18 protein-coding genes are annotated in these 20151 nt (G+C 38.2%); 12 read left to right on the forward strand and 6 right to left on the reverse strand.

Annotated elements, in window-relative coordinates; genetic code table 11:
• Both ACJVDH_RS09320 and ACJVDH_RS09325 read right to left on the reverse strand, forming a co-directional pair.
• A complete protein-coding gene (locus ACJVDH_RS09320) occupies positions 1-1497 on the reverse strand; it encodes a Y-family DNA polymerase (RefSeq protein ID WP_443947295.1) in 1497 nt (498 codons plus the stop codon).
• Between the two features lie 4 nt (positions 1498-1501).
• Positions 1502-2239 (reverse strand): ImuA family protein, encoded by a 738-nt coding sequence (locus ACJVDH_RS09325; protein WP_443947296.1) that lies wholly within the window; start codon positions 2237-2239, stop codon positions 1502-1504.
• 88 nt (positions 2240-2327) lie between these two features.
• On the opposite strand from ACJVDH_RS09325, the gene ACJVDH_RS09330 reads away from it, so the two are divergent.
• The 4 genes from ACJVDH_RS09330 to ACJVDH_RS09345 all read left to right on the forward strand — a co-directional run bounded on the left by ACJVDH_RS09330 (position 2328) and on the right by ACJVDH_RS09345 (position 5066).
• Entirely contained in the window at positions 2328-2948 is a 621-nt protein-coding gene (locus ACJVDH_RS09330; RefSeq protein WP_443947297.1) for an alpha-ketoglutarate-dependent dioxygenase AlkB family protein, read from the forward strand.
• Between the two features lie 2 nt (positions 2949-2950).
• Positions 2951-3430, forward strand: a complete 480-nt coding sequence (locus ACJVDH_RS09335) for a hypothetical protein (RefSeq protein ID WP_443947298.1) — start codon at positions 2951-2953, stop codon at positions 3428-3430.
• Positions 3431-3668: 238 nt separating this feature from the next.
• Positions 3669-3863 (forward strand): cold-shock protein, encoded by a 195-nt coding sequence (locus ACJVDH_RS09340; RefSeq protein WP_443947299.1) that lies wholly within the window; start codon positions 3669-3671, stop codon positions 3861-3863.
• A 147-nt stretch (positions 3864-4010) separates the two neighbouring features.
• Positions 4011-5066 (forward strand): fatty acid desaturase, encoded by a 1056-nt coding sequence (locus ACJVDH_RS09345; protein ID WP_443947300.1) that lies wholly within the window; start codon positions 4011-4013, stop codon positions 5064-5066.
• A 7-nt stretch (positions 5067-5073) separates the two neighbouring features.
• On the opposite strand, the gene ACJVDH_RS09350 is transcribed toward ACJVDH_RS09345, so the two are convergent.
• Positions 5074-5778, reverse strand: a complete 705-nt coding sequence (locus tag ACJVDH_RS09350; protein ID WP_443947301.1) for a hypothetical protein — start codon at positions 5776-5778, stop codon at positions 5074-5076.
• 67 nt (positions 5779-5845) lie between these two features.
• The gene (locus ACJVDH_RS09355) at positions 5846-6178 is read right to left on the reverse strand and encodes a DUF4870 domain-containing protein (protein WP_443947302.1); all 333 of its coding nucleotides are present in this window, start codon (positions 6176-6178) and stop codon (positions 5846-5848) included.
• A gap of 217 nt (positions 6179-6395) precedes the next feature.
• Between ACJVDH_RS09355 and ACJVDH_RS09360 the strand changes: the two genes are divergently transcribed.
• The 3 genes from ACJVDH_RS09360 (at position 6396) to msrA (ending at position 10911) form a co-directional block, all read left to right on the forward strand.
• Complete coding sequence (locus tag ACJVDH_RS09360; RefSeq protein WP_443947303.1) at positions 6396-8330, forward strand: LuxR family transcriptional regulator; 1935 nt, start codon at positions 6396-6398, stop codon at positions 8328-8330.
• 250 nt (positions 8331-8580) lie between these two features.
• Positions 8581-10293 (forward strand): arylsulfatase, encoded by a 1713-nt coding sequence (locus ACJVDH_RS09365; RefSeq protein ID WP_443947304.1) that lies wholly within the window; start codon positions 8581-8583, stop codon positions 10291-10293.
• Positions 10294-10419: 126 nt separating this feature from the next.
• Complete coding sequence (gene msrA / locus ACJVDH_RS09370) at positions 10420-10911, forward strand: peptide-methionine (S)-S-oxide reductase MsrA (protein ID WP_443947305.1); 492 nt, start codon at positions 10420-10422, stop codon at positions 10909-10911.
• A gap of 230 nt (positions 10912-11141) precedes the next feature.
• Here the strand turns inward: msrA and ACJVDH_RS09375 are convergent, their stop codons facing one another.
• Together ACJVDH_RS09375 and ACJVDH_RS09380 are read right to left on the reverse strand one after the other, a co-directional pair.
• The gene (locus ACJVDH_RS09375) at positions 11142-11768 is read right to left on the reverse strand and encodes an AlbA family DNA-binding domain-containing protein (RefSeq protein ID WP_443947306.1); all 627 of its coding nucleotides are present in this window, start codon (positions 11766-11768) and stop codon (positions 11142-11144) included.
• 10 nt (positions 11769-11778) lie between these two features.
• Entirely contained in the window at positions 11779-12264 is a 486-nt protein-coding gene (locus tag ACJVDH_RS09380; protein WP_443947616.1) for a DUF4442 domain-containing protein, read from the reverse strand.
• 296 nt (positions 12265-12560) lie between these two features.
• Here ACJVDH_RS09380 and ACJVDH_RS09385 point away from each other — a divergent pair, with 296 nt between their 5' ends.
• From ACJVDH_RS09385 to ACJVDH_RS09405, 5 genes are all read left to right on the forward strand, one after another.
• Complete coding sequence (locus ACJVDH_RS09385) at positions 12561-12752, forward strand: coproporphyrinogen III oxidase (protein WP_443947307.1); 192 nt, start codon at positions 12561-12563, stop codon at positions 12750-12752.
• A 153-nt stretch (positions 12753-12905) separates the two neighbouring features.
• Complete coding sequence (locus tag ACJVDH_RS09390) at positions 12906-14138, forward strand: MFS transporter (protein ID WP_443947308.1); 1233 nt, start codon at positions 12906-12908, stop codon at positions 14136-14138.
• 153 nt (positions 14139-14291) lie between these two features.
• Positions 14292-15185 carry an oxygen-dependent coproporphyrinogen oxidase gene (hemF, locus tag ACJVDH_RS09395; protein ID WP_443947309.1) on the forward strand — a complete coding sequence of 298 codons (894 nt, stop codon included), beginning with the start codon at positions 14292-14294 and terminating at the stop codon, positions 15183-15185.
• Between the two features lie 171 nt (positions 15186-15356).
• The gene (locus tag ACJVDH_RS09400; protein ID WP_443947310.1) at positions 15357-15674 is read left to right on the forward strand and encodes a DUF6660 family protein; all 318 of its coding nucleotides are present in this window, start codon (positions 15357-15359) and stop codon (positions 15672-15674) included.
• A gap of 86 nt (positions 15675-15760) precedes the next feature.
• Positions 15761-20149, forward strand: a complete 4389-nt coding sequence (locus ACJVDH_RS09405) for a CusA/CzcA family heavy metal efflux RND transporter (RefSeq protein WP_443947311.1) — start codon at positions 15761-15763, stop codon at positions 20147-20149.
• The last annotated feature ends 2 nt before the right edge of the window (positions 20150-20151 follow it).

Raw genomic sequence — 20151 nt, forward strand, 5'->3', positions numbered from 1 at the left:
TCAGGCAAAAAAACCATGAATGTACCAAATTGACTCTTCTGCGGCATAATGCCCCGATCGGAATAACCAGTAGCGTTTACCGGTTTCATCTTCTACAGTATAATAATCGCGGTGTTCACCTTTTTCCAGCCACCATGCGCGTTCTAAACGTTCGGGACCGTCTGCTTTTTTTATGCTGTGGCGTTCTCCTTTATATATAAAAAGCATGGGTGGATAATCGGGAATGGGCGCGGTAACTTCTATCTTTTCTGGCGGATTAAGCAGTTGGATAGGTCTTTTGCCGGGATTATGCCATTTAATGTCACTTTTTTCTGTTAATGTTCCGGCGAGTTTAAAAGCCCTTTCCGGCCAGTAATCTGCCTGCGGCAAATAACGGTGAATGGCTTTTGCGCCAATTTTTCCGGCTACACGATCCAGCAATTCTGCTAAGGATTGTTCGCCAAGTCCGGATGGAGTACTCCACAATTTATCTTGTTCTACTGCTATTTTTTCTGTTTTACTGGCTTCCAGCGTAAACAATTCAATCCCTAAACCGGGCGCAATTTTAGAAATATTCAAAGCCAGAAGTTTAAACAAATGTTTTGGATTGTTGCTGGGTTTATTGGTTCCAATCTGGCTTGTAATAATTTTTCCATCAATACGGTAACCTTTAAGTTCTGCTTTTCTAAGGCCTAAATCATCGCTTTGTAAGGTTTTACATAGTTGTTCCAGTAATTTTTGAATGGCAATTTCAATTGCTGTTGCGGTACGTATTGGCTCAAGGCAGGGCAGGCGTTCTATATATTCAGGTATCAATTCTATCGGATTAAAACCTTCGGGTTCTGTACCCATTGCTTGTCCAAGTCGCGTTAAAAAGGCATCGCCAAAACGTCTGCGCAATACGCTTCGCTGAATATTGATGAAACGGTTTATGGTATAAAAACCAAGTTTCTGTAATTTCTCTATGGTATGATTTTCTAATCTTAGTGCTGCCGGTGGCAATTGTAGCAGGGCGTTAATTTGTCCATTTGGCTCGATGATTTTTTGCGCCGAATTGAAACGTGCAGTTGCCCATGCAGCACCAATTGTATCTGCTATGGCCAGTTTTACGGTATAACCCAGTTTGTTTAACCGGTTTTGAATAGTAGAGAGGTACGTACTTTCTCCGCCCCAAAGGTGGCAGCAACCAGAAACATCAAGCAACAAACCGTTTTCATCTGTAGAAGACATTGGTGTATAACGGATTGCCCAACGGGCAATAGCCGATAAAAGTTTTTCACGCCTTTGGGGTTTATCGTCAAACACTTCTAAATTGTGCATTAAAGCCCGTGCATCTGCCAAAACCATTCCGTTCTTTATGCCTTGTTTATTGGCTAAAGCATTGGATGCAACAATAATCAGCCGGCCATGTTTGGGCGCTACAGAAACCAGTGCTTTGTTTTTAAGCTGAGGTTTACGGATGCACATCCAATCGGTTAACAAATACGGAAACCATATACTTACGTAGCGAGTACCCATTATTTTAACCTGCCTGAAGTCTTTTTAAACGCAATATTTTTTGATTTTTAATCGCTGTAGAAGTAAATCCCGAAGCAGACCAGGTCAATTCAAAAATGCCACCTTTACCATTTCTAACCTTAATAAGTTCTGCTTGCCAATGAGGATTTCCAACACCAGGCATTCCGCCTAACAATTGACTTGGTAAGGGTTTTATTTGCCAGCGTGCAAGGCAAGTTGTACTATTTAAGTGTTTCGGATTTTCTCTCACAAAAAAAGCAGTTACCTTACTCTGTTCAATTACAAGTTGTAGCCGTCTGGAAGCCGCAAAGCTAAGTTCAGGAAGTTCAGTAATTACAGCGGCCAATCCTTCGCATTTTAAGGCTTCTTCTGTAACCCATAAAATTTCTTTTTCATTTTTTGCTTCAATAAAAATAACCGATTCTGGGGGTACAGAAAACCGTTTTAATGCCGGAGGGAACAAACTTCTGTTTGTACAGATCCAAATGCTTGGAGAACCACTTTGCATTAATTCAGAAAGAATACCGCTAATAAAACCTGTGGTAGAAGCGGTTTCTTCACTACTATAAGATATAAATTCATGAATGCCATTTAATGGAAAAACACGGTTCGGAAATGCAGCTGCAAAAACATCCAGTCCTTTAGGAGCTTGCATTGTTGCAGACGTATTTTTATAGCCTTGCAAAGCCAATATTTGCGCCTTTAATTCAAAAATTACATCTTTTTTTACACCCTTTTCCATAACACTCTTTATTTAAACGGTTCAGCGCAACAAATATAATACTAAAAATATTAGTAATTAAAATATTTTTTTGCACTTTTGTTCAAGCATGGAACAATTGAGTTTTTTTAAGGAAGCTGGTTATACTCCCGGATTGCCCATTGAGGTTTTAGAATATCGACCTGAATTTATTTCAGATACACATAGTGATTTGATTTTTAATAAATTAATTCAGCAAACACCCTGGGTACAAAAGGTAGTAAAAATGTATGACAAGGATGTTTTAACGCCAAGACTTTCGGCTTGGTACGGCGATCCGCAAGCCATAGATTATACTGTATTAGGTAAATCTATTCCCTTACATTGGACAGATGATTTATATAAGCTAAAAAATTTAGTAGAACCGATAGCCGGCATAACTTTCAACAGTGTGCTTTTAAATTATTACCGGGATGGACAAGATTCTGTAGCCTGGCATAGTGATAATGAAACCGTAATGGGATCACATCCAACAATTGCATCTTTAACTTTTGGACAGGTAAGGTGTTTCGATATCCGGAAGAAAAACAACCATAAAGAAAAGTATTCTATACGTCTGGAGCATGGCTCACTTCTTATTATGAAAGGAGATTTGCAACAAAACTGGGAGCATCGCATTGCAAAATCAAGCAAAGCAATGAAAGCCAGAATCAATTTAACATTCAGGAAAATCATTAATTTACACCAATAGCTATGATCAAACTACATTTTATGCACGAAGATTTTAAAGAGATTTTAGGCTTTAAAGTTTATTTGCTGTTACAAAACCAAAGCGGACAGCCATTTGAAATTTGGGATGAAGCTAAGCTTTTAGGCAAAATGGATGTATTGAACCACCGTTGGACAAATGTATCTTCACAAAAAATAGATTTGCAATTAATTGAAGATATGGGGCGCTTTATAGACAGGCAACATTACCGCCAATTACCAGTAGAAATTAAAAAAAGATGGCCAGGTTGGATTGGAGAAGTAGTTGTGGTTACAGAAGAAGAATATCTGGTTATTTCTAAACCCGATATTGAGTTTGCCCAATTTGAAAAAGTATTTAGAAACTATATTGCACAGTTGGTAAAAGATGAATGGAAAATGTTCTTTAGGGTTTTTAATGCCGATTTTAGCGATGAGTTTTCACTCACGCTCCAACCAAAACAATATTATAAACAAGTAAGTTGATACGCAAAACATCTGATGTGGTTTTATTTCGCAAAAAAAGCATCTACAGTACCGATAAATCCAATGACTAATGTTAATGAGTTGTTGAGTCAGTAAACAATTGCAATTTATTTTGTACGTTAAAATACCTGTTTGTACCCGCAGAAGTTGTAAAAAGTTTTTATTTCAATGAAAAACAGTGTGTTTTATAAATACCTCAGTTATTATACCTACCTTTCGGCCTTATTAATAAAATACAATGCAAAATCAAGTAACAGTGAAGTTCTTCAACAGCCAAAAAGGCTTTGGATTTATTTCACAAAATGACACAGGTAAAGAAATTTTTGTCCACGTGTCGGGACTTATTGACGAGATCCAGGAAAACGATCAAGTAGCTTTCGATGTTGAAGAAGGTCGTAAAGGCCTTAACGCTATCAATGTGAAGATCGTTTAGTATATCTTTAAATAGATGACCAAAAAGAACTTGTCCAGAATTGGGCAAGTTCTTTTTTTATGGATGTAAAAAACACCACCAAATATTTCCTTTCTGACCAATCGGAAATAAACCTTTATCCTCCCTGTAAACTATTGAACCCCATAAATGCCATTTTTAGACCATGTACTACAGCCACCTTCTTATGGATGGAAGGATGAGCAAGGCAATTTAATTAAACCTTCGCACAAAGAAATTATCCTTGAGTTTTTTTCGAGATTGAATATTTTTAAGTGCAAAAAAAACTGGCTCCCTTTTTTTAGCTGGTTTAAAGTACTTTGTCTGATTCCTTTTTTCTTTATTTTTTTAGTATATTTTTTCTCCTGGTGGACTGTTCTTGCTGCATTTCTGTACAGTATGATTGTAATGGGCACACACGGCACCATTTGGCACCATCGGTATTGCACACATGGCGCTTACACTTTTAAAAATGGTTTCTGGCGCTTTGTTACTCAAAACTTAACTGTTAGCGTAATACCCGAAGAAATTTATGTGGTTTCTCATCACGTTCATCACGCAAAATCAGATCAACCCGGCGATCCATATAATGCTGAAGCTGGTTTTTTATATTGTTTTCTTGCCGATGTAAACCATCAGCCTATTAACAAAAATTTAGATGAAGCCGATTATAACCGCGTTAAACGCCTGATGCGCCATACCGGTGTAAATGGAAACAATTATACGCAATATCAAAAATGGGGTTCGTTTGCGCATCCCGCATATGCGGTTTTATTCTGGCTTATCAATTGGTCTTTCTGGTACTTTGCATTCTATTTAATTGGTGGACATGCTTTAGCTTGTACCTTATTCGGTGCCGCCGGATTTTGGGCCATTGGTGTACGTACTTTCAATTATGAAGGCCATGCACGTGGCGAGCAGAAACAGGTAGAAGGAACGGATTTTTGCCGCACAGATAAATCTATAAACCAGATTTGGCCAGGCATAGTAGCCGGAGAGTGGCACAACAATCACCATTTATTTCCTAAAAGTGCCAGAAGTGGTTTTAAACCTTTCCAGGTAGATTTGGCTTGGTATTATATTCGTACCATGCATTTTTTTGGTGCTGTAAGTCAGTATAAAGATTATAAAAAGAAATTTTATGCTTTGTATTATCGCCCTGAAGAAAGTTTACCAGCAGTAAGTTGTCCTAAAGCGATTATTTAATAAGAATTTAATGCTGTGGCGTGTTGAGTTGAAAAACCGCAATACGCAGGCAAACCAATCTTGTAGAATCTACTTTATCGCTATAATAAGGTAAAGGCACACTATCGGTAACATTCACCATTCGGTATAAATCTTGTTGGCGTATTCTTTTAAGAATAGGATGCGCCAACACGAATAAATCTCCATCGCTTGGGTTAGAAATTGCCACCACATCGGCATTTAATTTTACCCAATATTCATCCATTAATTTATAATCTATTGTTGGGTATTTATCGCCTTTGGCTGGTTGATAAACCGGTTTAAACATAAAGTATTCTTTATAACGGTCATACACTTCGGTTTCTACACCATCGCGATTGCGCGCATAATTGCTGGATACGCTTAAATCCTGAAACAACCAGTAAAAACCTCTTTTTTGGTGTTCCCAATCGGCCAGTCTGTTTTTATAAACAAAATGCATGGTATCAATTTTCCAGATTTTTGCCGCTGGCTTATCTATCAATGATACGGAAACCAGCATACGCTGAGCCAAACTATCTGCCCGGTAGATAGTATCTACAGAATTAAGTCCGAGATCTGTAGCCGAAGCGCTATACTGAAGCGGAACTTTTGGCAACCGGAAAGGTATATCTGTTTGCTGTGTATTGCTTTTACAAGCCAATAAACCACCACAGAAGCTTATTGCCAATGCATAAAAAACTAAGGTTTTCATATTTACTTTTTTAAGTAAACAAAAAGAGGGGACACTTGTTCCCCTCCCGGTTTTAGAGCATTAACCGTTAACGCGCAAAATTAAATTTACCTTCGAAAAGTTTACCAATTACGGGTAAAGGTTTTATAGCTTCATTAGAAGCTGCCACAACGCCCAGCAATAATAAAATAAACGTTAGTACGCCGATAACCATAGATACCATAGCTAGTGCCGGAACCAGAATAGCGAGTATGGAAAGGGCAATTGATAGCACGAAGGATAGAATAATAAGTCCAAGCGATTGACCAAGGTGATAGGCCACCAGCGGACTTTTATCCAAACTTTTTTTATATTCCAGATAAGAAATGATCCAACCAATAATGGTGATGTAGGCTACAATAGCCATAGTTTTGTTAGACATAGTATTTGTTTTTTAGGTGAATAAATGTTGAATCAAAAGTACAATAGAGCCATTGCGTTTTCCAAAAATCAAACGTCTATGCAGCGTCTACTACCTGAGCAAAATTTGTCTACAAAAGGTCTACATAAATAAGCTAACTTATTGATTTACTGAATAAAACTTTTGAAAGTTGTAGTTGTTTCTAAGTACATGTAAATTAATCTGATAACTTTACCCAATGCCCCTGAAAAAAATTACCCCTCTATTTATAGTCCTTGCGCTGCTTATTTTTAATCAAAATGGTACTGCTCAAAAGTTAGTTATAGATTCGTTAAACCGTGCACTTAAACAAGCAACATCTGCAGAAAAACCGGTACTATTGGCTGAACTCGCCCGATCAACATTTGAGCAAAATATTGATCAGGCGTTAAATACGGGGAAGCAAGCATTAAATCTGGCTAAAAAAAATAAAGATCATGCATCAATGGGTTTTTGTTATGCAACCATTGCACATTTGCTTGTACAGAAAAACCAGGAGCAACGTGCCGGAATATATATTGACAGTGCAGTTTCGGTTTCGAAGTTGTCTAAAAAACCGATATTAAATGCTTTTGTATGGTTTAGAAAAGGCTGGTTTGAGCTGGTTAAGGGAAATGATTCTAAAGCCATGTCTCATTTTTTACAGGCTGAAAAACTAATTGCAGATCATGACGATAGAAGATCTTCCAGCTATAAAACACTTATTAACCATTATATTGCCGGCATTTATGCTTACGGCAGCGATACGTTGAAGCAACACAAATATGCAAAAGCATGTCTGGTTTTATCAAAAAAAAGTGCATATCCGGATGATATTCAAATTGGTTACATGACGTATGCACACAGTTTTTTCTCTTCTTTTGAACGCAATCTCGATCGCCGCAACCGGCTGGATTCATCTTTAAATTATTACCGCAGGGCGATGGTATATTACAACCAAAACCACGATAAAATACTGATACAGAGTAATGCTGCACTTACGGCACTCAACATGGGAAATGCCTATTTCAAATATTTCCCTAATACCTATAAAGACAGTACATTCAAATACGTACAACTTGCACTGCACATTGCCCGCCGGTTTAATGGCCGCGAGGTATTGGCAAATTGTTATGGAATTTTGAGCGAATATGCGCTGCGCGAAAAAGATTTTAAAAGCGCAGAACAATACTTAGTTACTGGAATTTCTGAGCTGGAAAACTCATCAGGCGGTGCCGATATTACCCGATCTCGCTTAATGCTTGGCTTAGCCAATGTGGCCGAAAAAAGTGGCGATATAAAGCGCGCGCTCAATTATTACAAACAATACTCTGCGTACTACAGCAAGGTTTTCGATTTGCAAAAATTGTCTATTACACAGCAGCTTGAAGAAGAATATCAATCTGCGCAGCGCGAAAATGAGATTCTCCGTTTAAAGGAAAGAACAGACTACAATAGAAGATTAAATTGGCTGTACATTTTAATCGGTTCTGCTGGGATTACCGTACTCGCACTTTTACTCAGTTCTTATCATTACAAGTTAAAAGCATCTTTACAGCAAAAGAAATTATCCGAACAAGAAAAAGAAGAAGCAGAGTTGCTGGCAAAACTGAAAGATGCAGAAGCGCAACGCCTGGCGTTAGAAAAGCAGGAAGTAGAGCTGCAGGCGTCATTACGGGCCGAAGAAAGCATCAGACTAAAAGCAGAACAAGAATTGCTGCAAGACCGCGCCGAATGGCTGGAAAAAGAATTACTTGCCGGAACATTAAAAATTGAGGAAAAAAATGTCATTCTGAATGTGTTAAAAGAAAAATCGAGGGATGTGGATGCGCCAATGGCCGCAAGGCAAATTAGCCGTATTATTAATCAGAATTTGCGCATGGATAAAAATCTCGATGAACAACAGCAAGCTTTAAACAAAGCGCATCCTAACTTTTTTAATGCCCTACAACAGCGCGCAGAAAACCATTTAACACGCTTAGATCTAAAATATTGTTCTTACATTTTGATGGGATTGGACAATAAAGAAATTGCAAGCAGACTAGGTGTAGAACCAAAAAGTATTCGCATGGCGCGCTATCGCCTTAAACAAAAACTTAAATTAGAAAAGGAAGAAAATTTAGATCGGACTATACGCGAAATGGATCAAATTTGATTTTTAACCTATATTGAAGTTTTATTAGGATATTTTCTTGTATTTATGAAGCAGAAATTTGCCTCCGTAGGAAAAAGGCGCGTAATGCAAATGCGCGCTAATAAAAGATTTTAAGAAACTTATTGTTTGGAATGCAGTATTTTAAACCGTTTTAGTAAATTAGAAGTATATGGCTGATTGCTGTTTTAAATTGCAGTACAGCATTACCTCAGCTTTGTACGCCACCAACAATTAATTCAATTGCTAAAACATGAAATCTAAAAAAATCTTGATCCCCTTTGCGGCCATTTCTGCATCTGTTTTTGTTTTGGCTAGCGCATTTGAACGGAATCCACAAGAAAACACCACAAATCTACATTCCGAACGGCCAAATATTGTGGTGATTATGGCAGATGATCTGGGCTTTTCTGATGTTGGCTGTTACGGTGGAGAAATAAATACACCAAATATTGATTTTCTGGCAAAAAACGGTTTGCGTTACAGATCATTTTACAATACTTCGAGGTGCTGTCCAACGCGTGCATCATTATTAACCGGCTTATATAATCAGCAAGCCGGAATTGGAAAAATGACAGAAGCTGAAGATGAGCCTGGCTATTTAGGGCATTTGGGCGAAAATACTGTTACGTTAGCCGAAGTACTGAAAAATGCCGGTTACCATACCGCTATGTCTGGGAAATGGCATGTTTCTAATACCAATGTGCAGAAAAATCCGAAGGAGCAACTGGCATGGTTAAACCACCAAAAAGATTACGGCGATTTTTCTCCCATTGCACAATATCCAACCAGTAGAGGGTTCGAACATTTTTTCGGTACCATTTGGGGTGTAGTAAATTTTTTTGATCCTTTTAGTTTAGTGAGTGATACCAAACCAATCAAAACTGTGCCTAAAGGTTATTACCAAACCGATGCGATAAATGATACGGCCGTGGCTTATATCAATTCCTGGAAAAAGAGCAACAAACCTTTCTTCCTGTATGTTGCCCAAAATGCGCCACACTGGCCTTTGCAGGCAAAGCCGGAAGATATTGCAAAATACAAAGAGACCTATAAAGTTGGATGGGACGTCATCCGCGAAGCGCGATATAAAAAAATGGTGAAACTTGGCTTAATTGATTCCAGTAATACGAAGCTATCTAAACCTTTAGGCAAAACCACAAGTTGGGAGAATAATCCCGATAGGGTTTGGGATGCGAAAGCAATGGCTGTTCACGCTGCAATGATTGATTGTATGGATCAAGGCATTGGCCGGATTATAGATGCATTACACACAACCGGCAAACTAGATAATACCATTATCATATTTTTATCTGATAATGGCGCAAGTCCGGAAAATGCTGCTGCTTATGGTTCGGGATTTGATCGTCCGAGCGAAACCCGCAATGGTTCACCCATTATTTATGCTACAAAAAAAGAAACTATGCCTGGTCCGCAAACCACATACAGTTCTATCGGTCGGGTATGGGCAAATGTAGCGAACACACCTTACGAATATGCTAAAGCAGAATCTTACGAAGGCGGAATACATACACCAATGATTGCATTTTGGCCCAAGGGAATAACCAAAAATGTTGGTGGCTACAGCAATCAGGTTGGGCATGTGATGGATTTTATGCAAACTTTTGTAGACGTTGCCGGCGTGAAATATCCAGAAACCTACAAGGGAAAAAACATTATACCAACAACCGGTTTAAGTTTAATTCCATCGTTTAAAGGTAAAGTTTCTGCTGGTCATGAACAGTTGTTCAATGAACATTTTGGTGCCAGATATGCCCGTTTAGGCATGTGGAAACTGGTTTCTTTAAGTAATGATAGCACCTGGCATTTATACGATTTATCTAAAGATCATTCAGAAACTAAAGATTTAGCTGCACAAAACCCCACTAAAGTTGCAGAACTGCGCCGTTTGTGGCAACAATGGGCAAATGGTCACCAGGTTTTCCCTAAACCCATGCGTAAATAAATAAAAAATCGGACTGTGTTTTTCCGGTTTTAAATTTAACATTTGTTCGTCAAAAGTTGTTGGAATTTGAAAACCGGGCTAGGTCAAATCCTGTTCTGTAATTACCTTTATAAAAATTAATAAATTATGAATACTGAAAAAGCGATTTTGGCAGGAGGATGTTTTTGGGGTGTTGAGGAACTCTTTCGTCATCAGCCTGGTGTATTATCAACAGTAGTTGGTTATACCGGCGGTGATATACCTAATGCAACGTACAGAAATCATGGCACGCACGCTGAAGCTATAGAAATTACGTTTGATCCCACTATTTTATCTTACCGTAAATTATTAGAATACTTATTCCAGATTCATGACCCTACAACTAAAAACAGACAGGGAAATGATATTGGAACGTCTTATCGCTCTGCGATTTTTTATCTGAACGATGAACAGCGCGATGTTGCCAATCAGTTAATTTCTGAGATGGACGCTTCCGGTAAATGGCCCGGTAAAATTGTGACTGAAGTTGTGCCGGCAACAGCATTCTGGAATGCTGAAGAAGATCATCAGGATTATTTACAAAAAGTACCTTATGGCTACACTTGCCATTTTGAAAGACCTGAGTGGACTTTAAGTTGATTCATTGCATTAAGACAAAATAGTATAAAACCCTTACTGCGAATAGCAGTAGGGGTTTATTTATTTCGTCATCGTCCGTCACCTCGATCGCAGGGAGCATCTACTTTACGAGTAGCGAGAAATCTATTTAGGGACAGTGACAAATTTATTTCGGTTGTAATGGGTAATCGTGGTAAGGAATCTTTAAGGTTGACGAAACTCCTCACAATGAAAATGACTCGCAACAATCCTTAAACTGCTGTAAAATATTCTTCTTTTTCTGTTGTATGGTTCCGTATTACATTGGTTAACAAAAGGTTGACCAGTATTTTTTGCGCCTTTCTATATGAGCAACGCAGCATTTTACTAAACTGTTTAAGCGTAATGCGTTCATTTTCAGATAAGAATTCTAAAAGTTTTTTCTCATTTTCAGAATAAGAAATCATTACACCGGTTTGATACTGTTCATGCTTCAAAACATCAACAATAATTTTGCTGGCAAGAACACTTTTATCGTCTATCCTGATATATGCCCACCATTTTTTTTGGTCGTCTAAAGCATAATGCGGTTTTGTATCACTCTCCGGGATGTTTACAATCAGAATCAGTTTATCATCTACATAAACCTCTTCAAAAAAAGGTTCAATGGCGGGTTTACAAAATTGGTGCGCAGCAGTTAAAATCATGTATTTTTCTTCTTCTTCAGATTTTACGCCTTTAATTGTACCATCATCGGCTACGCCAATGAGCAATCTGCCGCCACGGTTATTGGCGAATGCAACTAAACTTTTCGCAATTTTTTCTGTATTGGTAATGGTTTTTTTAAAGTCGAGCATTACGCCTTCGCCTTGCAAAATCAACCCCTTTATACTTGCCATATTTCAGATTTTAGTAAGCAACCCGCGGCATTTCGCCCTGATGCAGATTGCGGATGTATACTTCATTCATTACAGTTGCGCAAAGTTCACCTTCTTTGGTTTTAATTTCCATTGGGTAAGCTTTTATAAACTTGCCGACAGTTTTGAGCGCTTCTTCAGCTTCGGCAATCATTTCGTCTGTTACGGTAATGGTAAAATAAACTGTGCTTCTTGCTGGTTTTAAGTATTGTATAGACGCACTTTTGAGCCAAACCCGAACTTTAAAGCCACGGCGCTGCATTAACTGATCAAATAAAAGGGCGTAAAAAGGATCGGATGCAGCATAAATTGTACCGCCAAAAATAGATCCGTTGTAGTTTTTATTCCAGATACTTTTACTCAGTTTTACGGTACAGCTCTTAAAATCATTCTCGAACTTCTTTACCCAAATACGCTGAAAAAAAAGGGGAGGATAGAAGCGCAGAGCCCATTTAAGGGTATTTTGAGAAATTATCATAATGTCTAATATCAGAAACATTTGCCATGTTTTAAAGTTTTGTTGATGATGTTTACGTAATATTTTAATACATAATGGGATGCAATTTTAGTACAAAGTTCTGAATAGTGGAACATGGTAAAATCATGATGTCAAAGCCCGAATCTCAAATTTTACGATTTACAACGGTCTTTTGGTTTTACCATTTTGCATTGCTCAGGAAAAAAATATGAATATTTTATTTGTGCGCATTTACCTGATAATCAAAACCAAACGCATTTTATGTTGTTATGAATGGCAGATAACAATATAAAACTATGAAAAAGATAATTTTAAGTCTTGCTGTTGCAGGCTCGCTTATTGCAGCTACATCGGCATGCAATTCATCGAAAAATATGGCTGGATCATCAGACAGTACAACGATGGATTCTACAATGACTACAACCCCGGCAGATACCACAACCACTACAACGCCGCCGGATACAACAACCAAAACACCACCAATGTAAAAACATTACGGCCATTCTCTAACCAGGAATGGCCTTTTCAATTCCCGACTTCGATATGCGCCTGAATTTCGCTGTCATGTGCATCAATTCTTCGAATATTTTTCTTTTGTTTCCCGGTAATTTGTACTTTCAGCCGTTAAACCGAATATTTGAATGAACTCAAATTCCAAACCAAACAATCGTAACATCATTTTCCTGGTTATTGTAGCTGCCTTAGGTTATTTTGTTGATATCTATGACCTGGTGCTTTTCTCTGTTGTCAGACTTAAAAGCTTTGAAGACATCGGTATTTCTCCGGAAGATATGCGTACAAATGGCGAATATGTAATCAATATGCAAATGTTCGGTTTGTTAATGGGAGGATTGTTGTGGGGCATTATCGGCGATAAATATGGGCGGATTAAAGTTTTATTCGGATCCATATTGTTGTATTCTCTGGCTAATATCGCTAACGGTTTTGCAACCAACGTACACACTTATGCCATAATCCGGTTTGTTGCCGGTATTGGCCTGGCAGGAGAACTTGGCGCAGGCATAACTTTGGTTACCGAAACAATGGATAAAGAAAAACGCGGTTACGGAACTATGATAGTTGCCGGAATAGGTTTGCTTGGTGCTGCTGCCGCGGCGGTTATTGGAAAACATTATACCTGGCAAACATCTTATTTCGTTGGCGGTGGCATGGGATTACTTTTGTTGTTGTTGCGTGTGGGGACCTTTGAATCCGGCATGTTTAAAAATACATCTGAAGACAGTAAAATCGTAAAAGGAAACTTTTTTATGCTGCTGTCAGACGGAAAACGATTCCTTAAATACCTGGCTTGTATTTGCCTCGGTTTACCTTTGTGGTTTATTGTAGGGATATTAATTACGCAATCGCCCGAAATCGGTAAAGCTTTGCAGGCGAAAGAAACACTAAATGCCGGTACCGGTATTATGTTTACCTATTTTGGTATCGCCATAGGCGATGTGGTCTGCGGTTTTCTTGCTCAGATCTTACGTTCACGCAAAAAAACTGTGTTGATATTCCAAACCTTATCTGTTTTTACAGTTATTTTCTATTTAACAAGCACAGGTTTAACAGAGCAAAGTTTTATTTGGTTGTGCTTGTTTATGGGCTTTGCAGTTGGGTATTGGGCAACCTTTGTAACCATTGCAGCAGAACAATTCGGTACCAATATCAGATCTACAGTAACCACTACAGCGCCAAACTTTGTTCGCGGCGCACTCATCCCGATTACACTCGTTTTTGAATTTTTTGTAGGTCACTACGGTATTGTAACCGCAGGTTTTATCGTAATGGGCATTGTAACTTTCGTTGCTATGGCATCCGTAATTTATTTGAAAGAGAGTTTCAATAAAGATCTGGATTACATCGAAAAATAATAACAGTTGCTTCTATACATTTCACAAATTGGTTTTGTGGTGTATACACCCAATTACCAGATCAACTGTCAATCAAATGTATTAAGTGTATTTAAATCGGTTTAGCTAAAGTGATAAGCCGTAGCTTTGATATTGTAAAAACTCATCGTCACCATGTTTAGAGAAGAAGTCGCAGATCGTTACAAACAAATTCAGGAAGAGATTTGTAGAGGATTGGAAATTGCCGATGGCAAAGGGAAATTTGAAGAAGAATTGTGGCAACGCGAAGGCGGCGGCGGCGGGCGCACACGGATTATGCAGAATGGAAACCTGATTGAAAAAGGTGGTGTAAATTTTTCTGCAGTACATGGCAAGCTGCCAGAAAGCATAAAAAAAGCATTTAATGTTGATGAAGATGAGTTTTTTGCAACGGGCGTTTCTATCGTAATTCATCCAAACCATCCAATGGTTCCGATTATTCATATGAATATTCGATATTTTGAACTCAACGAAGAAACGCGTTGGTTTGGGGGCGGCATAGATTTAACACCTCATTATGTGTTTGAGAACGATGCTCGCTTTTTTCACCATAAATTAAAACAAGCTTGCGATGAATTTAATCCTGCATTTTATCCAAAATTTAAACAACATGCAGACGATTATTTTTTTATTAAACACCGGGAAGAAACCCGCGGCGTAGGTGGGATATTTTACGATCGGTTAAAGCCCGATAATACAGATTTAAGCTGGAGTGAAATTCTTGATTTCTCGGTAAACATTGGCGAAACTTTTCTTCCGGTTTATACCGAATTGATTGACCGTAATCGCGATATAGACTTTACTGAAGCCAACAAACAATGGCAATATCAGCGCAGAAGTCGCTATGTAGAATTTAATCTGGTTTACGATTCCGGAACTAAATTCGGATTGGAAACCAATGGTAGAATAGAATCTATTTTAATGAGTTTGCCACCGCAGGCCAATTGGGGTTATAATGTACAACCTGCTGTAGATTCTGAAGAATTTAAAACGCTGCAGTACCTAAAAAAAGGGATAAACTGGTTTTAACTTCAACACTGGAATAACCTGTTTATTTATAAAAATTTTTGCAGCGTTGAAATGTTTGTTTTTCACAGGTATACAGATTGTTACTCCCGCATCGATCTTAATTTTCACATCATATTTTGTAAAAATGTTTTGAACTTTCAAAACGTAGAGCTAATATTGCAGAAAAAACCGATGAAATTTTTGAACTGGTTTCTTAGCATTATAATCCTGACCATGTGCTTATTGCCTTGTGCTGATGGATATGCTCAAGATTTTTCAGGTGCTCAAATTTCTTCTGTTATCAAAAGCACCACTGCAGAAAAAAATGCCGTTGCAGATTACTGCTCCCCATTTTGTCTGTGTTCATGTTGCAGCACCCCAACGCTTACCAAACATGTAGTTAACACTGGTGCAATTGTTCCGCTTTTGTTAGTAGAATATGCAGAATTTCCATTTAACAACGTAAGTACTCCTCACATTTCCATTTGGCAACCGCCTAAATTGGGTTAAGTAAATCCGTTTTTGCGATATGCATTCTGCTGTAAAGCGGAATATGCAATCGCTTATTCAATTTATTTTAATCTAATTATTTCATAATGCTAAAGAAAATCATTGAATTTTCTATAGGCAATAAACTCATTATCGGATTATTTACTCTTGCTTTAATTGCCTGGGGTTTATACTCACTTAAACAGTTGCCTATAGATGCAGTTCCCGATATTACCAACAACCAGGTGCAGGTTATCACCCAAAGTCCGTCTTTGGCCGCACAAGAGGTAGAAACGCTAATTACATATCCCGTTGAGCAAACTATGGCTACCATACCTGAAATTGAGCAGGTACGTTCCATATCCCGTTTCGGGCTTTCAGTTGTAACGATTGTATTTCATGACGATGTAGACATCTACTGGGCCAGGCAACAGGTTAACGAAAAACTATCAGAGGCAAAAAACAATGTTCCATCAGAACTTGGAAATCCAGAGATTTCGCCAATATCAACCGGATTAGGCGAAATTTATCAATATGTAGTACACGCCAAACCGGGTTTTGAAGAAAAATACGATGCAAAAGAATTGCGTAGCATTCAAGATTGGATCGTACGTAAGCAACTTTTAGGAACACCCGGTATTGCTGAAGTAAATAGCTTCGGTGGATTATTAAAACAATATGAGATTGCCTTAGAGCCTGAAAAACTGAGAAGTTTTAGTCTAAGTATTAACGATGTATTTACGGCACTTGAGCAAAACAATAGAAATACCGGCGGGACATATATAGACAAAAAACCGAATGCGTACTTCATACGGAGTGAAGGTTTGGTAGGCAATGTAGACGATATTAAGAAAATCGTTGTTAAAACTGGCGCTAACGGCGTCCCGATTTTGGTCGAGAATGTTGCAACCGTAAGCATTAGTAACGCCATTCGTTATGGCGCACTGACGCGCGCGGTTAAAGGAAATCAAAATGAGGCAGTTGGCGGCATTGTAATGATGCTTAAAGGTTCTAATGCCAACAATGTTGTTAAACAAGTTAAACTTAAAATAGAACGCATCAATAAAACATTACCAGAAGGTATTGTAATTGAACCATTTTTAGACCGTAGCGCTTTGGTAGACCGGGCAATTGGTACCGTTGGAAAAAACCTGGTTGAAGGTGCCTTAATTGTAATTTTTGTCTTGGTTTTATTCCTCGGAAATTTCCGTGCTGGTTTAGTTGTTGCATCTGTAATCCCGCTGGCGATGTTATTTGCGATATCGCTGATGAATTTATTTGGCGTATCCGGAAACTTAATGAGCCTCGGTGCGATAGATTTTGGATTGATTGTAGATGGTGCCGTAATTATTGTAGAAGCCACCTTACATATGTTGGCTGGCAATACACTCGGACGTGCATTTACTCAAAAAGAAATGGATGAACAGGTAGAAAAATCAGCAATAAGAATGATGAGCGCTGCAGCTTTCGGACAAATTATTATCCTGATTGTGTATCTGCCAATTCTTGCCTTGGTAGGTATTGAAGGAAAAATGTTCGGCCCAATGGCGCAAACCGTTTCATTTGCCATCATCGGAGCATTCATATTATCGCTTACTTACGTGCCAATGATTTCTTCAATGTTGTTGAGCAAAAAAATATCGAAGAGAAAGAACCTCTCAGATAGGATGATGGATTTCTTCCTTAAATATTATACACCGATAATAAAAGGAGCACTAAAAAAAAGAATTACAGTGGTAATTGCTTCAGTTACGCTTCTAATGGTCAGTATTCTTCTTTTCCTTAGAATGGGTGGTGAATTTCTACCGCAATTGGAAGAAGGAGATTTTGCTGTAGAAACACGCTTACTAACCGGAAGCTCGCTTACACAAAGTATAGAAAAAATTAATCAGGCATCTGCTATTCTGGTCAATAAATTTCCTGAAGTAAAAGAGGTTATCGGTAAGATTGGATCGGCAGAAATTCCTACAGATCCAATGCCAATGGAAGCCACAGATTTAACTGTAATGCTAAAAGATAAGAAAAGCTGGACGAGTGCCAAAAGCCGAGAAGAATTGGCAGAAAAAATGGGAGAGACCTTATCTGTAATTCCTGGTGTAACATTTGGTTTTTCTCAACCTATTCAATTGCGCTCAAATGAGCTGATTTCTGGTGTAAGACAAGATATTGGAATTAAAATTTTTGGCGATGATTTGGATGAGTTAACCAGTTTATCTCAGCAAATTGGGCAAATTGTTTCCGGTGTTAAAGGCGCAAAAGATTTATATGTGGAGCAGGCAAATGGATTGCCGCAAATTGTGGTTAAAATTAACCGGGATCGGATCGCGCAATATGGAATCAGTATTGAAACGGTTAATCAAGCCATAAACACTGCTTTCGCAGGTCAGTCGGCGGGTTTAGTTTATGAAGGCGAGCAACGTTATGATATGGTACTCCGTTTAGCAACAGAAAACCGTAAAGATATTGACGATGTAAAGAATATTTATATTACAAGTCCTTCCGGAAATCAGGTTACACTTGATCAATTGGCTGATGTTGATTTTAAGGTTGGCCCGAACCAGATTCAACGAGAAGATACAAAACGTAGAATTATTGTGGGCTTAAATGTTCGTGGCCGAGATATTCAAAGTGTCGTTACAGAAATTGAAAACAAAATCAATCAGAAAATTAAACTTCCGGCCGGATATTATATCACTTACGGTGGTCAGTTTGAAAACTTGAAACAAGCAAAAGACAGGCTTTCTGTTGCCGTGCCAATTGCGTTGTTACTGATTTTATTGTTGCTATATTTTTCTTTTGGATCTGTTAAACAATCTGTTTTAATCTTCTCTGCAATTCCAATGGCGGCAATTGGCGGCATTTTCGCGCTGTTGCTTCGGGGGATGCCTTTCAGTATTTCTGCAGGTGTTGGTTTTATTGCACTTTTTGGTGTTGCCGTACTAAACGGGATCGTTTTGATTACAGAATTTAACCGATTGAAGAAAACAGGTTTAGAAAATCTGAATGAAATTGTTCTGCAAGGAACTGCAATTAGGTTAAGGCCAGTACTGATGACAGCAGCTGTTGCATCGCTCGGATTTTTACCAATGGCCGTATCATCTGCTGCCGGTGCCGAAGTTCAAAAACCTTTAGCAACAGTTGTAATTGGTGGTTTAATTACCTCAACTATTCTCACACTGGTTGTACTGCCAATTTTATATACCTATTTCGAAAACTTCAAATCCAAAACTAACGTGAGGGCAGCAAAAATCATTATCGGATTGCTGATTGCTATTGGATTAAATGTTCCAGCTACGCTGAATGCGCAAACAACGGCGCCAACACCACCCGTTACTTTAGAAGCTGCAATTGAGCAGGCTTTGAAGACAAATCCGTCAATACAATCTTCAAAAGCACGAATTGATCAGCAAGCGACCTTGAAAAAAAGTGCGGTCGATTTAGGGAAAACCAATTTCAATCTGCAATACGGGCAAATGAATTCGCTTAAGTGGGATAATAACATCAGCATTCAGCAGGACATTCAATACCCCGGATTATTCGGCAATCAGAAAAAAGTTTTTGATGCGAAAATCAAATCAGCAGAGCTGAATCTGAATGTTTCAGAAAATATTCTGAAATATCAGGTTAAAAGTACCTATAGTCAATTGGTTTACCTTCTGGCTTTACAGAAATTATACCGCACACAAGATACCGTGTACAATAATTTCAAAAAAGCATCTGATTATAGATATCAGGCCGGAGAAACCAATCTGCTGGAAAAAACAACGGCAGAAACGCAGTATTTTGAAATTAAAAATCAACTGCAACGTAATCAATCCAGTATTCGCGTATACCTGTTCGAGTTGCAGAAATTGATGAATACATCAGATTCTTTAGTAATTCCGGAACAAAAACTGGAAAAAGCAAACTGGATGGTTAACGCAGAAACAGAAAAGTTTCCGTTTTCAAACCCCGCGCTTGCATTTCAGCAGCAACAGGTAGAAATTGCCAGTAGATCCATCGGACTTGAAAAAGCAAAAGCTGGGCCGGATTTTAGTTTGGGTTATTTCAATCAATCCATGATTGGTATTCAAAGCGTAAACAACCAGGAAATTTTGTATAACGGGTCAAAACGTTTTCGGGGTTTCCAGGTTGGTGTTTCTTTGCCTATTTTCTTTAAGCCATACAGTGCAAGAATTAAAGCTGCAAAGATTGAAAAGCAAGTTGCGGAAAATGATTTCCAACTTTATAAAAACAACTTAAATTCCGAATATAAACAAGCTTACCAGGATTTGCAGAAAAATTCTGAAAGCATTGCTTATTACGAAAAAAGTGCATTGCCGAATGTAAATCTACTTTTAAAACAAAGTCAGATTGCATTTAAAAATGGAGAAATTGCTTACATAGAGTATTTGCAAGCGCTAAAAACCTATTCAGAAATTCAGCAAAATTATTTACAAGTGGTTAATCTTTTTAACCAATCTGTTTACACGTTAAACTACCTAAGCGGTTTATAATA

The sequence above is a fragment of the Pedobacter terrestris genome, assembly GCF_052343045.1.
Lineage (GTDB): Bacteria > Bacteroidota > Bacteroidia > Sphingobacteriales > Sphingobacteriaceae > Pedobacter.

Coding starts and splice junctions, on each gene's coding strand:
- ACJVDH_RS09400 (WP_443947310.1), top strand. CDS start 15,357: ATGAAATTTTTGAACTGGTTTCTTAGCATTATAATCCTGACCATGTGC.
- ACJVDH_RS09365 (WP_443947304.1), top strand. CDS start 8,581: ATGAAATCTAAAAAAATCTTGATCCCCTTTGCGGCCATTTCTGCATCT.
- ACJVDH_RS09405 (WP_443947311.1), top strand. CDS start 15,761: ATGCTAAAGAAAATCATTGAATTTTCTATAGGCAATAAACTCATTATC.
- ACJVDH_RS09380 (WP_443947616.1), bottom strand. CDS start 12,264: ATGATAATTTCTCAAAATACCCTTAAATGGGCTCTGCGCTTCTATCCT.
- ACJVDH_RS09325 (WP_443947296.1), bottom strand. CDS start 2,239: ATGGAAAAGGGTGTAAAAAAAGATGTAATTTTTGAATTAAAGGCGCAA.
- ACJVDH_RS09390 (WP_443947308.1), top strand. CDS start 12,906: ATGAACTCAAATTCCAAACCAAACAATCGTAACATCATTTTCCTGGTT.
- ACJVDH_RS09375 (WP_443947306.1), bottom strand. CDS start 11,768: ATGGCAAGTATAAAGGGGTTGATTTTGCAAGGCGAAGGCGTAATGCTC.
- ACJVDH_RS09385 (WP_443947307.1), top strand. CDS start 12,561: ATGAAAAAGATAATTTTAAGTCTTGCTGTTGCAGGCTCGCTTATTGCA.
- ACJVDH_RS09335 (WP_443947298.1), top strand. CDS start 2,951: ATGATCAAACTACATTTTATGCACGAAGATTTTAAAGAGATTTTAGGC.
- ACJVDH_RS09340 (WP_443947299.1), top strand. CDS start 3,669: ATGCAAAATCAAGTAACAGTGAAGTTCTTCAACAGCCAAAAAGGCTTT.
- ACJVDH_RS09355 (WP_443947302.1), bottom strand. CDS start 6,178: ATGTCTAACAAAACTATGGCTATTGTAGCCTACATCACCATTATTGGT.
- msrA (WP_443947305.1), top strand. CDS start 10,420: ATGAATACTGAAAAAGCGATTTTGGCAGGAGGATGTTTTTGGGGTGTT.
- ACJVDH_RS09350 (WP_443947301.1), bottom strand. CDS start 5,778: ATGAAAACCTTAGTTTTTTATGCATTGGCAATAAGCTTCTGTGGTGGT.
- ACJVDH_RS09320 (WP_443947295.1), bottom strand. CDS start 1,497: ATGGGTACTCGCTACGTAAGTATATGGTTTCCGTATTTGTTAACCGAT.
- hemF (WP_443947309.1), top strand. CDS start 14,292: ATGTTTAGAGAAGAAGTCGCAGATCGTTACAAACAAATTCAGGAAGAG.
- ACJVDH_RS09330 (WP_443947297.1), top strand. CDS start 2,328: ATGGAACAATTGAGTTTTTTTAAGGAAGCTGGTTATACTCCCGGATTG.
- ACJVDH_RS09345 (WP_443947300.1), top strand. CDS start 4,011: ATGCCATTTTTAGACCATGTACTACAGCCACCTTCTTATGGATGGAAG.
- ACJVDH_RS09360 (WP_443947303.1), top strand. CDS start 6,396: ATGCCCCTGAAAAAAATTACCCCTCTATTTATAGTCCTTGCGCTGCTT.